This window comes from Pantoea sp. RSPAM1, assembly GCF_038816185.1.
Taxonomy (GTDB): Bacteria; Pseudomonadota; Gammaproteobacteria; order Enterobacterales; family Enterobacteriaceae; genus Pantoea; species Pantoea ananatis.
In genome coordinates, this window is record NZ_CP046137.1 from 695,769 (window position 1) to 708,789 (window position 13,021).

General features: G+C 56.2%; 11 protein-coding genes and 1 riboswitch. Of the genes, 7 read left to right on the forward strand and 4 right to left on the reverse strand.

What is annotated here, in order from left to right; genetic code table 11:
* The first annotated feature begins 149 nt into the window (after window positions 1-149).
* The 3 genes from GKC68_RS03910 (at window position 150) to hldE (ending at window position 5,837) form a co-directional block, all read left to right on the forward strand.
* Complete coding sequence (locus GKC68_RS03910; protein ID WP_206115240.1) at window positions 150-1,460, forward strand: inorganic triphosphatase; 1,311 nt, start codon at window positions 150-152, stop codon at window positions 1,458-1,460.
* A gap of 29 nt (window positions 1,461-1,489) precedes the next feature.
* Complete coding sequence (gene glnE / locus GKC68_RS03915; protein WP_264215251.1) at window positions 1,490-4,342, forward strand: bifunctional [glutamate--ammonia ligase]-adenylyl-L-tyrosine phosphorylase/[glutamate--ammonia-ligase] adenylyltransferase; 2,853 nt, start codon at window positions 1,490-1,492, stop codon at window positions 4,340-4,342.
* A gap of 70 nt (window positions 4,343-4,412) precedes the next feature.
* Entirely contained in the window at window positions 4,413-5,837 is a 1,425-nt protein-coding gene (gene hldE / locus GKC68_RS03920; RefSeq protein WP_264228280.1) for a bifunctional D-glycero-beta-D-manno-heptose-7-phosphate kinase/D-glycero-beta-D-manno-heptose 1-phosphate adenylyltransferase HldE, read from the forward strand.
* Window positions 5,838-5,873: 36 nt separating this feature from the next.
* Here the strand turns inward: hldE and GKC68_RS03925 are convergent, their stop codons facing one another.
* Complete coding sequence (locus tag GKC68_RS03925) at window positions 5,874-6,206, reverse strand: accessory factor UbiK family protein (protein WP_342656601.1); 333 nt, start codon at window positions 6,204-6,206, stop codon at window positions 5,874-5,876.
* A gap of 171 nt (window positions 6,207-6,377) precedes the next feature.
* A riboswitch (FMN riboswitch) is annotated at window positions 6,378-6,526 on the forward strand.
* A 110-nt stretch (window positions 6,527-6,636) separates the two neighbouring features.
* Between GKC68_RS03925 and ribB the strand changes: the two genes are divergently transcribed.
* Window positions 6,637-7,293 carry a 3,4-dihydroxy-2-butanone-4-phosphate synthase gene (gene ribB / locus GKC68_RS03930; RefSeq protein ID WP_028723580.1) on the forward strand — a complete coding sequence of 219 codons (657 nt, stop codon included), beginning with the start codon at window positions 6,637-6,639 and terminating at the stop codon, window positions 7,291-7,293.
* A 183-nt stretch (window positions 7,294-7,476) separates the two neighbouring features.
* Window positions 7,477-8,259, forward strand: a complete 783-nt coding sequence (gene ygiD / locus GKC68_RS03935) for a 4,5-DOPA dioxygenase extradiol (RefSeq protein ID WP_058706402.1) — start codon at window positions 7,477-7,479, stop codon at window positions 8,257-8,259.
* A 38-nt stretch (window positions 8,260-8,297) separates the two neighbouring features.
* Here the strand turns inward: ygiD and GKC68_RS03940 are convergent, their stop codons facing one another.
* The 3 genes from GKC68_RS03940 to tolC form a co-directional block, all read right to left on the reverse strand.
* Window positions 8,298-9,458, reverse strand: coding sequence for a glutathionylspermidine synthase family protein (locus GKC68_RS03940; RefSeq protein WP_047714548.1), 1,161 nt, complete (start codon window positions 9,456-9,458; stop codon window positions 8,298-8,300).
* A gap of 8 nt (window positions 9,459-9,466) precedes the next feature.
* Window positions 9,467-10,138, reverse strand: a complete 672-nt coding sequence (locus tag GKC68_RS03945; RefSeq protein ID WP_013027244.1) for a DUF1190 family protein — start codon at window positions 10,136-10,138, stop codon at window positions 9,467-9,469.
* 142 nt (window positions 10,139-10,280) lie between these two features.
* Window positions 10,281-11,750 (reverse strand): outer membrane channel protein TolC, encoded by a 1,470-nt coding sequence (tolC, locus tag GKC68_RS03950; RefSeq protein WP_014605030.1) that lies wholly within the window; start codon window positions 11,748-11,750, stop codon window positions 10,281-10,283.
* 211 nt (window positions 11,751-11,961) lie between these two features.
* Here tolC and nudF point away from each other — a divergent pair, with 211 nt between their 5' ends.
* Together nudF and GKC68_RS03960 are read left to right on the forward strand one after the other, a co-directional pair.
* A complete protein-coding gene (gene nudF / locus GKC68_RS03955; RefSeq protein WP_064366646.1) occupies window positions 11,962-12,591 on the forward strand; it encodes an ADP-ribose diphosphatase in 630 nt (209 codons plus the stop codon).
* Window positions 12,592-12,593: 2 nt separating this feature from the next.
* Window positions 12,594-13,019 carry a DUF1249 family protein gene (locus GKC68_RS03960; protein WP_014605031.1) on the forward strand — a complete coding sequence of 142 codons (426 nt, stop codon included), beginning with the start codon at window positions 12,594-12,596 and terminating at the stop codon, window positions 13,017-13,019.
* Window positions 13,020-13,021: the final 2 nt, after the last annotated feature.

The following is a 13,021-nucleotide window of genomic DNA, read 5'->3' on the forward strand; positions in this document are numbered from 1 at the left end:
GCACAAAGAAAGCAGAGACAGTCCGGCTTCTGTGCATTACTCTTCGCCTGAAAACCCTAACCTTCAGCTCAGTGGATGCAGCAGAAGATAACCTTAAACAGGCAGGGAATATATCCTTAAGTGCCAGTGGCGTTAGTGAATAAAAAAATATGACCATCGAGATCGAACTTAAGTTCATTGCTAAACCCAATGCTGCCGGGAAACTGGCAGAACGGCTGGCGGCATTTCCGCATCAGCACCAGGCTGCCCGTCAGCTGACCAATATCTATTTTGAAACCGACGATAATCAGTTACGTCGTTGGAATATGGGATTGCGCATTCGGGGCGTTGATCAACGCTACGAAATGACGCTGAAAACCGCCGGCAAAACGCTGGGTGGGCTACATCAGCGCGGCGAATACAACGTTGACCTCACTGAGCCAACGCTGGACATCCGCCGTCTGCCCGCAGAAATCTGGCCGGAAGGAACGGACGTGGCAGCGCTACAGCAGCGCCTGCAGCCGCTGTTCAGTACCCATTTTGAACGAGAGATCTGGGTAGTCACGGCGGGCAGTAGTGAAATAGAAATTGCCTGCGATCGGGGCGACGTGACGGCGGGGGAGTTGAGCGAACCTCTGTCAGAGGTTGAGCTTGAGCTAAAAGGTGGCCAGCGCAGCGAGTTGCTGACGTTTGCTCAGCAGTTAGCGGCCGTGGGCGACCTGCGGATGGGCAGCCTGAGCAAGGCGGCGCGCGGCTATCAGTTAGCCAAAGGTAATCCTCCGCGTGAGGTAACCGCCTTTCCGCTGTTAAAAGCCGGGGCGAAAGCCACGGTGGAAGAGGGCATGGCGGCGGCCATGGCGGCAGGCCTTCACCACTGGCAATATCATGAAGAAGTGTGGCTGCGTGGCAATAAGCGCGCCAGAGAAGCGGTTCGTGAGGCGCTGGATGTTCTGCGTCAGGCGTTTGCGCTGTTTGGGGCGGTAGTCCCGCGCAAGGCCAGTAGCGAGCTGCGTCAGAAGCTGACCACACTGGAAGAAACGCTGCTGAATGAAGACGTCGATGCCGACAGCTTCTGTTTTTCGGCTCTCTCGGTAGAAACCCAGTTAGCACTTACTCACTGGTTAGCTGAGGCCCACTGGCGGCAGTGGATTGATGAAAAGGGGCAAACCAAGCTTAACGGTTCGTTTAAACGCTTTGGCGACATCATGCTGGGCCGCATCAATGCCGATCTGAAAGAAACCTTCAGTACCGTCCATCAGGTGAATGAGTATCAGGACAAGGCCACCCGTCTGGATCGACAGCTGCTGGCGGTGCATTTGCTGGCGGGCGCTTACTCGCCGGATGCCGTTCACGACTGGCTGGCGCCGTGGCAGCAGCTGCAGCGCGCAATCAGGGAACAGCAGCACGCCAGCCTGGACTGGTTAACGGCGCAGGCGATGAAACAGTCACCCTTTTGGTTAACCAGCGGTTCGCCACGCTAAGTCCTACAGCACGCTATCAGGGAGAGAACATGTTGCCATCCTTACCCACCGTATTGCGCACGCAGGCCGCGCGGGCAGTTGAACAGCTCGCTCTTGCGGATACCGCTCTCAGCGAGGCGCAGCTTGCCGGTCTGGCCTTCAGCGATTTTGTGCTGGATAACCTGCAACAGAATCCGCACTGGTGGCAGGAGATTGCCGCACAGTCGCCCGGGGCCGACGAGTGGCAGCACTACGCGCAGTGGCTGCGCAACGACATGGCGGCGGTGGACAGTGAAGCCAGCCTGATGCGCGTGCTGCGCCTGTTTCGCCGTCGCATGCTGGTTCGCATTGCCTGGATGCAGTGCTTACAGCTAGCCACGACAGAGCAGACGCTGCAGCAGCTGAGCGTACTAGCCGAGGTGCTGATCGACGCCGCGCGCCACTGGGTTTATCAGGACTGCTGTCGCGAATTCGGCACGCCCTGCAATGCCGCGGGTGAACCACAGCCGCTGCTGATCCTCGGAATGGGCAAGCTGGGCGGCGGCGAGCTGAATTTCTCCTCTGATATCGATCTGATTTTTGCCTGGCCGGAAAACGGCACCACGCGCGGCGGTCGCCGTGAACTCGACAATGCGCAGTTTTTTACCCGCATGGGCCAGCGCCTGATCAAAGTACTCGATCAGCCCACCGCCGACGGCTTTGTTTACCGGGTCGATATGCGCCTGCGCCCGTTTGGCGACAGCGGGCCGTTGGTCATGAGTTTTGCCGCCCTGGAAGATTATTACCAGGAGCAGGGCCGCGACTGGGAGCGCTACGCCATGGTGAAGGCGCGGCTGATGGGCGATGAGCAGGATCGCTGGAGCCAGGAACTGCAGCAGATGCTGCGGCCCTTTGTTTATCGCCGCTACATCGATTTCAGCGTCATTCAGTCATTACGCAATATGAAAGCGATGATCGCGCGTGAAGTGCGTCGCCGCGGGCTGAAAAACAACATCAAGCTGGGCGCGGGCGGGATCCGCGAAACAGAATTCATCGTGCAGGTCTTTCAGTTGATTCGTGGCGGACGTGAGCGCTCGCTTCAGCTCCGGGCCTTGATACCTACGCTGTCTGCTATTGAATCTCTGGCGTTGCTGCCATCCGAGCAGGTTGCGGCATTGCGCGCGGCTTATCTGTTTCTGCGTCGGCTGGAAAACCTGTTACAAAGTCTGGCGGACGAACAAACGCAAACGCTGCCGGAAGAGGCGTTACCCCGCGCCCGGCTGGCATGGGCGATGGGCTGTGATGACTGGGCTGCGCTGAGCGCCCGGCTGGAAACGCATATGGCCGCCGTGCGTGCCATCTTCGATGAGTTAATTGGTGAGGATACGCCGGATGTGGGCGATCGTCCCGAACTGGCTGATTTTAACATGCTGTGGCACGACAGCCTGGAGGACACTGAGCTGGCCCCGCTGGTGCCACAACTGGATACCACGCAGTGTCATGCTCTCAATCAGGCGCTGGAAGCGTTTCGCCAGGATATCAGTCACCGCACTATCGGCCCGCGCGGCCGTCAGGCGCTGGATCAGCTGATGCCTCAACTGCTGAGTGAAGTCTGTTTACGCAGCGATGCCGCGGTGACCTTCAGCCGCCTGGCGCCGTTGCTGCTGAGTGTTCTGACCCGCAGTACCTACCTTGAGCTGCTCACCGAGTATCACGGCGCGTTGCGTCACCTGATTCGTCTCTGTGCAGCTTCACCGATGGTGGCCAGCCAGCTGGCACGCTATCCGCTGTTACTGGATGAGTTGCTTGATCCCGCCACGCTCTATCAGCCAACCGCCACAGATGCCTACCGGGATGAGCTGCGTCAGTACCTGATGCGCATTCCTGCGGATGATGAAGAGCAGCAGCTTGAAGCATTACGCCAGTTTAAACAGGCACAGTTGTTACGCATCGCGGCGGCGGATATTGCGGGCACGTTGCCGGTGATGAAAGTGAGCGATCACTTAACCTGGCTGGCCGAGGCCATTATCGAATCGGTGGTGCAGCAGGCGTGGAATATGATGGTGCAGCGATATGGCCGACCGTCGCACCTTGAGCATGAACATGAACGGGGCTTTACGGTATTGGGCTATGGCAAGCTGGGCGGATGGGAACTGGGATACAGCTCCGATCTCGATCTGGTTTTCCTGCACGACTGCCCGATGGAAGCCGTCACGCAGGGCGAGCGCAGTATAGACGGACGGCAGTTTTACCTGCGGCTGGCGCAGCGCATCATGCATCTGTTCAGCACCCGTACGTCGTCCGGGATTTTGTACGAAGTGGATGCGCGTCTGCGGCCTTCGGGCGCGGCTGGCATGCTGGTCAGTACTTTTGAAGCCTTTGAGGACTATCAACGCAACGAAGCCTGGACATGGGAGCATCAGGCGCTGGTCCGCGCCCGTGTCGTCTATGGTGAGCCGGCGCTAAACGAACGTTTCACCGCCATCCGTAGGGCCATTCTCTGCCTGCCGCGTGAACCGGCAGCGTTGCAAACGGAAGTCAGAGAGATGCGTGATAAAATGCGCGCGCATCTGAGCAACAAACATAAAGGGCGCTGGGAGATCAAAACCGACGAAGGCGGCATTACGGATATTGAATTCATCGCCCAGTACCTGGTCCTGCGCTATGCGGCGGAGCAGCCCGACCTGACGCGCTGGTCAGACAATGTGCGGATTTTTGAACTGATGGCCATCCACCACAAAATGTCTGACGAGGAAGCGGCAGCGCTCACGCATGCTTATGTCACGCTGCGCGATGCGCTGCATCATCTGGCGCTTCAGGCGCAGCCAGGGCACGTTGAACCGGAGGCCTTTGCCCAGGAGAAAGCGTCGGTCAACGCCAGCTGGCAGCGGTGGTTACAGTCAGCGAAATCTCTCACGGCGTGATGCTGATAGCACCTGTCGCAACTGTGTTATCATCCGCGCACTATTTTGAATGCAGTCTGGAGTGTCTGGAATGAAAGTTACTCTGCCCGCGTTCGGCCAGGCCTCGGTGCTGGTCGTTGGCGATGTCATGTTGGATCGTTACTGGTACGGCCCCACCAGCCGTATTTCGCCTGAAGCGCCGGTGCCGGTGGTCAAGGTGGAAACCGTTGAAGAACGCCCAGGCGGCGCCGCTAACGTGGCAATGAACATTGCTGCGCTGGGGGCGGGTTCCCGTCTGATCGGACTGACCGGGGAAGACGATGCGGCTCAGGTACTGAGTAAAACGCTGAAGGATGTTCGTGTTGACTGCGATTTTGTCACCTTAAAAAGCCATCCCACCATTACCAAACTGCGCGTCCTCTCTCGCAACCAACAGCTCATCCGTCTGGATTTCGAAGAGGGATTTGAGCAGGTAGACGCCGCCCCGATGCACGAAAAAATGCGTCAGTCACTGTCTCGCAGCGGTGCGGTGGTGCTGTCGGACTACGGCAAAGGCGCGCTGGACAGCGTTCAGCAGATGATCGCGCTGGCACGCGAGGCGAATGTACCGGTGCTGATCGATCCTAAAGGCACGGATTTTGCGCGCTACCGCGGGGCGACGCTGCTGACGCCCAACCTGTCTGAGTTCGAAGCCGTGGTTGGCAAATGCAAGACAGAGAATGAGATTGTGGAACGCGGCATGAAGCTAATCGCCGACTGCGACCTTTCCGCCCTGCTGGTTACGCGGTCTGAAAACGGCATGTCGCTGCTGCAGCCGGGTAAAGCGCCCCTGCATTTGCCGACCCAGGCGCAGGAAGTGTTTGACGTGACCGGCGCCGGGGATACCGTCATTGGCGTGCTGGCCGCAGCCTTAGCCGCAGGCGATTCACTGGAAGAAGCCTGTTTCCTGGCAAATGCCGCTGCAGGCGTGGTTGTTGGGAAGTTGGGGACATCAACCGTCAGCATCGTGGAGCTGGAAAACGCCATTCATGCGCGTCCAGAGCGCGGTTTTGGCATCATGACCGAAGCCGAACTGAAAGAGGCCGTCGTCATGGCGCGTCAGCGCGGTGAAAAAGTGGTGATGACCAACGGCGTTTTCGACATTCTGCATGCCGGGCATGTTTCCTACCTCGCTAACGCCCGCAAGCTGGGCGATCGCCTGATTGTCGCGGTAAACAGCGATGCGTCCACCAGACGCCTCAAAGGCGACAGCCGGCCGGTGAACCCGCAGGAAAACCGTATGATCGTGCTGGGTGCGCTGGAAGCGGTGGACTGGGTCGTGCTGTTTGAAGAAGACACGCCACAGCGCTTAATCGCCAGCGTATTGCCCGATCTGTTGGTAAAAGGCGGGGATTACAAACCAGAAGATATCGCGGGCAGCCGGGAAGTCTGGGCCAATGGCGGTGACGTACGGGTGCTGAACTTTGAAGATGGCATCTCGACCACCAATATCATCAAAACCATTCGCGGCGACTGAGTCATGGCGGCGGGAGCCTGGCCTCCCGCCCGCCCTTTATTTAGCCGGTTTGTCCGCAGGATGCGCGGCTGGCACGATGGCAGGCGCCGGGCCGGGTGTGCTGGTGGCAGCGGGCGCAGCAGACGCTGAACTCTTGCTTTCCAGCTGAGCGAGACGCTGTTCCAGCGCCGCCAGTTTTTCACGCGTACGCAGTAAAACCTGAGTCTGGACATCAAACTCTTCACGGTTGACCAGATCCATGCGGGTCATTTGTGCCTGCAGCGTCTGCCGGATTTTCTTCTCGACATCATCGCCAAATTCACGAATGCCCTTCGGTAGCGCGTCATGAACCTGACGGGCCATTTGTTCAATTTTTTTCGTGTCGATCATGATGGTTTCCTGGTTACGGGTTGCTATGGCAGCATTGTACCAACGCTAGAGTCACTTAAGTGTAATGCCTGAATTGAAAAGGTTAAACCTGAAATCCTTAGCGCAAAAAATGCTAAAGCAATAATGGCTTTGTACATTGCCGCCCCGAACAGGAAGCGTTATAGTTAAAACGCTTATTCTCAGGGCGGGGCGAAATTCCCCACCGGCGGTAAATCAGCCCAGGCTGACAGCCCGCGAGCGCTTCACTGTGATGGTGAAGGTCAGCAGATCCGGTGAAATTCCGGGGCCGACGGTTAAAGTCCGGATGGGAGAGGGTAACGACATCTGTCAGGCATTATGTCTGTTTTGCGTCATTGCTACGTCTATACGGCGTCACTCCTAAGCTTGCCCTGATTCTGGTAACCCAATACATCTATAAGGTTTTATTACCATGAATCAGACTCTACTTTCTGAATTTGGCACGCCGAAACAGCGTGTAGAACGTGCTATCGCCGCACTCCGTGAAGGACGCGGTGTGATGGTGCTCGACGATGAAGATCGTGAAAACGAAGGCGATATGATTTTCGCAGCCGAAACCATGACCGTTGAGCAGATGGCTCTGACCATTCGCCACGGCAGCGGTATCGTGTGTCTCTGCCTGACCGAAGAACGCCGCCAGCAGCTGGCATTACCGATGATGGTAGACAACAACACCAGCGCCTATGGCACAGGGTTTACCGTGACCATCGAAGCGGCAAAGGGCGTCACCACCGGCGTATCCGCGCAGGATCGTATTACCACCATCCGTACCGCGATTGCTGACGACGCGAAACCCGAAGATCTGAACCGTCCGGGCCACGTTTTTCCCCTGCGTGCCCACGATGGTGGTGTGCTGACCCGCGGCGGTCACACTGAAGCCACCATCGATCTGGTCACGCTGGCGGGCTTTAAACCTGCGGGCGTACTGTGTGAACTGACCAACGACGACGGCTCTATGGCGCATGCGCCTGAAGTGATCCTGTTCGCTAAACAGCATGCGATGCCGGTCGTGACGATTGAAGATCTGGTTGCCTATCGTCGCGAGCACGAAACGCGTCAGGCCAGCTAACCGGCTTACTGTCAGGCCAGAAATACTGGCCTGATTGCCTCACCTCTTCTCCCATCCTTCCTGCTTATCTGACTCATCTCTTTCGTTCAAATTTCCTGACAGAGAACATCATGCTTATCCGCGTGATAACCCCAGCAAACAGCGTATCGTAGTGCTCATAGAGTGAACACATTAAGGATCGCTATGAACCAGTTACGTATGCCAGCACTGTTTTTGGGACACGGCAGCCCGATGAATGCGTTAGAAGAAAACCGCTACACCGAAGCCTGGCGTAAAGCCGGCGCCACGCTGCCACGACCGCGGGCCATCCTGGCCATTTCGGCTCACTGGTACACCCAGGGAACGGCGGTCACAGCGATGGAAAACCCGCGCACCATTCATGACTTTGGCGGTTTTCCGCAGGCGCTTTTTGATACCCGCTATCCCGCGCCGGGTTCGCCTGAAGTGGCAAATGAAATTGCTGAGATTTTATCGCCCGTGCCGGTTCATCAGGATCATGCATGGGGATTCGATCACGGCTCGTGGGGCGTACTGATTAAAATGTATCCTGAGGCGGATATTCCGGTAGTCCAGCTCAGCATCGACAGCGGCAAGCCTGCGGCCTGGCATTTTGAAATGGGGCAAAAACTGTCTGCATTGCGCGATCGGGGCGTGATGATCGTCGCCAGTGGTAATGTCGTGCACAACCTGCGAAAAGTTCTCTGGGGCGGCGGCGATGCTTACCCCTGGGCGACCGGATTTAACGACTACGTGCGCGATAATCTGGCGGTTGACGCCGGAGCAGATTCCCATCCGCTGGTGAATTTTATGCAGCATCCGGATGCGGTATTATCCAACCCCACGCCGGAGCACTTCCTGCCGTTGCTGTACGTGCTGGGGTCCCGTCAGCCAGGCGAGTCCGTAACCGTGCCTGTTGAAGGTATGGAAATGGGCGCAATCAGTATGCTTTCGGTACAGGTCGGCTAGAGGAAAATCAGGCCAGCGTGCTGGCCTGGAAGAAAGCGCTACTCGATGAACGCGTGCGGATAGAAGCGCGAAAGATCCTGGGTGATCAGGTCGCGATCTTCGCGCAGGCCGATGCCCGCAGGCTGATCGTCAATCAACCAGCTACCAATCAGGGTATAGCTGTCGCCAAATTTCGGCAGCGGGTGGAACTGCTGAACGATCATGCCTTCTTCGCCGTAAGGACCGTCCACACGGGCGATCTCTTTGCCGTTTTCCACAATACGAATGTTGGCCCCTTCGCGCGAGAACAGCGGCTTAACCACATATTTCTCCATCGGTGGCACATCGTCTTCGGCAAACCAGGCGGGCAACAGGTTAGGATGATTCGGGAACATCTCCCACAGCAGCGGCAGCAGCGCTTTATTGGACAGGATGCTCTTCCAGGCCGGCTCCAGCCAGCGTACGCCCGCATCGGCCAGCTTGGTCGAAAACATCTCGCGCAGCATGAATTCCCACGGATAAAGCTTAAACAAATTACTGATGACCTGATCCTGGGCGTCAGTAAACTGGCCCTTTTCCCCCAGCCCTATCTCATCAATATAGAGAAATTCGCTCGGCAGTCCGGCTTCCGTGGCGCAGTCCTGCAGGTATTGCACTGTCCCACGATCTTCATCGGTATCACGACAGCAGGCGAAATGCAGCCAGTTAAACCCCTGTTGCTGATGAAGCACCGTAAAACGTTCAATGAGTTTCTCTTGCAGACTGTTGAACTGATCGCTGCCCTGCGGCAGCTGACCGGCATTCAGCTGGTCTTCGAGCCACAGCCACTGGAAAAACGCCGCCTCATACAGCGACGTCGGCGTGTCGGCGTTGTTCTCCAGCAGTTTGGCATCGCTTTTGCCGTCCCATGCGAGGTCGAGGCGCGAATAAAGCGAGGGCTGACGCTGCATCCATGAATCACGCACAAAGTCCCAGGTGTGCTTAGGAATGCGAAATTTGGTGAGCAGCGCTTCGCTGTTCACCACCTTTTCCACGACCTGCAGACACATCTGATGAAGCTCGGCGGTGACGTCCTCAAGATAATCAATCTGCGCCAGCGTGAACTGATAGTAAGCATCTTCACACCAGTAGGGCTCACCGTGCATGGTGTGAAAACGAAAACCAAACTCCGTGGCTTTTTCCCGCCAGCCCGGGCGCTCTGAAATCGCGATGCGTTGCATAAGCGGGGTTAGCCTCCCAGCGAACGGCTGGAGGTGCCGGACGCGCTGCTGCTACGCTGCATGCTGTTTTGCTTCGCGACCGTTTCACCAAATCCACCGCGCGTAATCGTTGAGGTGGTGGTCGGCTTAGGCGCCATGGCGGTTTTAGGAACCGTCATGGTTTTACCGGAGGTGGCGTTACCATAGTTACGGCCGGACGCATCAACGAACTGACCGTTAGCCGGGCTGTTTGGCGTTTTAGGTGAGAACAGCGGCTGCTGCGCAAAACCCGCGCCGCCGCCCATCATGCGGCCCATCATATAGCCCGCCATCAGCGGCATCCAGAAGCTGCCGCTTTGCTGCGACTCGGCATTGGTGCTGCCCACGCCAGCCTGCGCAGGTGCCTGCTGACACTGGTTTTCACCAAATTCCGCCACGCAGTCTTCACGTGTGGCGTATTTCGGTGCGGTGCGTTCCGCTTCCTTTTTGGCGTTGTTAAACGCGGTGGTGCATTGCGCACTCTGGCCGGGATTGGCTTTCGTACAGTCATCGGCGTTCTGATAGAGCGAGACGGTTTCGTCGTTTTGTTCACAGCCTGCCAGCATAAATACCGCTGATACAGCGATAGCAACAGGCGTTAAGTGTCTTGCTTGCCAGCTCTTACGAAAGGCGGCATAGCGAATCGTTTTAGTCCGTTTCATTATAAATATCCTGTGCCCAAAGGTAGCGCATAGAATAGGGGATGAGTGGCGAGAAATGAAGCTAACGGCCAGGCAGGACGGGGATCTTTACTTAGTTATACGTTTTTAAGAGAAGCGGGCCGCAAAGCGGCCCGCAGGGCGATCAGTTAGCGAAAGGGTTACGGCTGCTTTTATGGGCGGCCGGGCGCACTGGTGCCGTCGCGGTTTCGGAAGAACTCGCGATGTGATCTTCACCCAGTACCTGCTGAACGTTCTGGGGCTGAACGGTTTCCGGTGAGGTAGAGATCTCTTTGCCCAACTGGCTGTTGAGAATGCCCAGACTCTGCTCGTTCAGCGTGCCCAGCGCATAGCTGATATTCAGCTGGTTAATCAGATAGCTGTAACGCGCATCAGACAGCTGCTGCTTGGCGTTATACAGGGTTGAGGTGGCGTTCAACACGTCAACGATGGTACGCGTACCGACCTGATAACCGGCTTCCATGGCGTCTAATGAACTCTGCGCAGAAACCACGGCTTGCTTGTACGCCGCAATGCTGCTCGCGGACGCATTCACGTTGTTATAAGAAGAACGAACCGTCTGAACCGCAGAACGGTGAGCCGCCTCCAGCTGTTCGCTGGCGCTGACAAAGTTATACTGCGCCTGCTTCACCTGTGAGGTCACGCTGCCACCGCTGTAAAGCGGAAGCGTGAAGCTCAGGCCGACTTTACTGTTGCCGGTAATCGAGTCTGTTGAGTTTGCACTCTGCTCAGCGCGGCTTCCGCCGTATTTGCTGTTAGACAGACCGGTAGACGCGGTCAGATCGAGCGTTGGCAGGTGGCCTGATTCCGCAGAACGAATCTGTTCACGGGCTAAATCCTGATTCAGGCGAGCAGAAAGCAGATTAAGGTTACGGCTTTCTGCCTGCTTGAGCAGCGCGTTCACGTCATCAGGTTTGGTGGTTTTAAAGCGATCGATGTTCAGTGAGGCCAGTGCCAGATAGTCCATGCCGGTGATCTGACGCAGAGACTCCACCGAGTTATCCAGATTGTTACGCGCAGTAACTTCATTGGCCAGCACGCTGTCATACTGGGCACGGGCGTTCTGCACGTCGGTAATGGCCACCAGGCCCACGTTAAAGCGCTGAGTGGTTTGATCCAGCTCGCGGTAGATGGACATCTTCTGTGCTTCGACGTAAGAAAGCGTATCAATGGCTTTCAGCACGTTGAAATAGGCCGTCGCGGTATTCAGAATCAAATCCTGCTGGGCAACCTGATAGGTGACGTCCTGAATACCTGCGGTTTTTTCCTGCAGCGTCAGCGCGCGCCATTTTGACATGTCGAAAATGGTTTGCGTCAATTGCAGTGTGCCACTGGTCGTGTTGGAATGAATACCGCTACTATCACGATAGCCATTTGCATAGCTGTAATCTGCACCCAAACCCAGTTGTGGTAATAAAGGGCTGCGCGCTTCGTTGATTTTCTCAAACGCTGCATCGCGAGTGGCAGCGGAGCTCCGCAGGTCCGGGTTGCTTAAACGCGCTTGTTGGTAAACCTGAAGCAGGTTTTCTGCCTGACTGGCGACGCTGAAACCGCCCAGGCTCAGCCCAATAAATAATGGGAGCAGTTTTTTCATTTGCATTCCTTTTGTTGCAGCAAATCGCAATGATAGTGCCGCCGGTAAGCCAAAAATTATCGCAGATTCTAGCAGAGGGCAACTGTGAGATAAGGTGGCTGAACGTGCCATATTTGCGTGTTTCAGGTAAATAACTCTGTAATGACTATTAAGATAGTGCCCGGGCTTGTGTTTTATCTGTGTCATCCCAATCTGCAAAAGGAACCAAACGATGAAGGACAATAAAACATCACCTGTGACTTTCACAAAAAATGATGTAGAAATTATTGCACGTGAAACGGCCTACGACGGTTTTTTTTCCATCGTTCGCTACCGTTTTCGCCATCGTCTGTTTAAAGGCGGCATGAGCGGAGAAGTGACGCGTGAAGTTTTTGAGCGCGGCCATGCTGCCGTACTGCTACCTTATGATCCCATCCGTGATGAAGTGGTGCTGATTGAGCAGATCCGCATTCCGGCCTTCGACTGCAGCCCCACGCCCTGGCTGCTGGAAATGATTGCGGGCATTATTGAACCCGGTGAAACCCCGGAACAGGTGGGGCGCCGTGAAGCATCAGAAGAAGCCGGTCTGACCGTTGGCCGGGTGAAGCCCGTGTTGAACTATCTGGCCAGCCCGGGCGGCACCAGCGAACGTTTATCGGTTATGGTGGGAGAAGTGGATGCCGGCCTGGCAACAGGATGCCATGGCCTGGAGGAAGAGAATGAGGATATTCTTGTGCATGTCGTAAGCCGTGAACAGGCTTACCACTGGGTGGAACAGGGGATTATTGATAACGCGGCATCTGTCATCGCCTTGCAATGGCTGGCACTGCACCATAAAGAACTTCGAGAAGAGTGGACGTAAAAATGAAACAGCGCTATATCCCTGATTTCCCCGAGATGATGCGACTGTGCGAAACCAATTTCGCCCAGTTACGCCGTCTGCTCCCGCGCGATGACGAGGCAGGCGCATCGGTTAGCTATCAGGTGAGCGGCGCCCGCTATCAGTTAACAATTGAAGAATCAACACGTTACACTACTCTTGTTGAAATTCGCCAGACGGCACCGGCGGTGAGTTACTGGAGCCTGCCTTCCATGTCTGTCAGGCTGTATCATGACGCCATGGTCGCTGAAGTGTGTTCAACACAGCAGATCTATCGGTTTAAAGCGCGTTATGATTACCCGAATAAAAAGATGAATCAGCGTGATGAAAAGCATCAAATCAATCAGTTCCTCGCTGACTGGTTACGCTACTGTCTGACGCATGGCGCGATGGCAGTACCGGCTTGCTGATA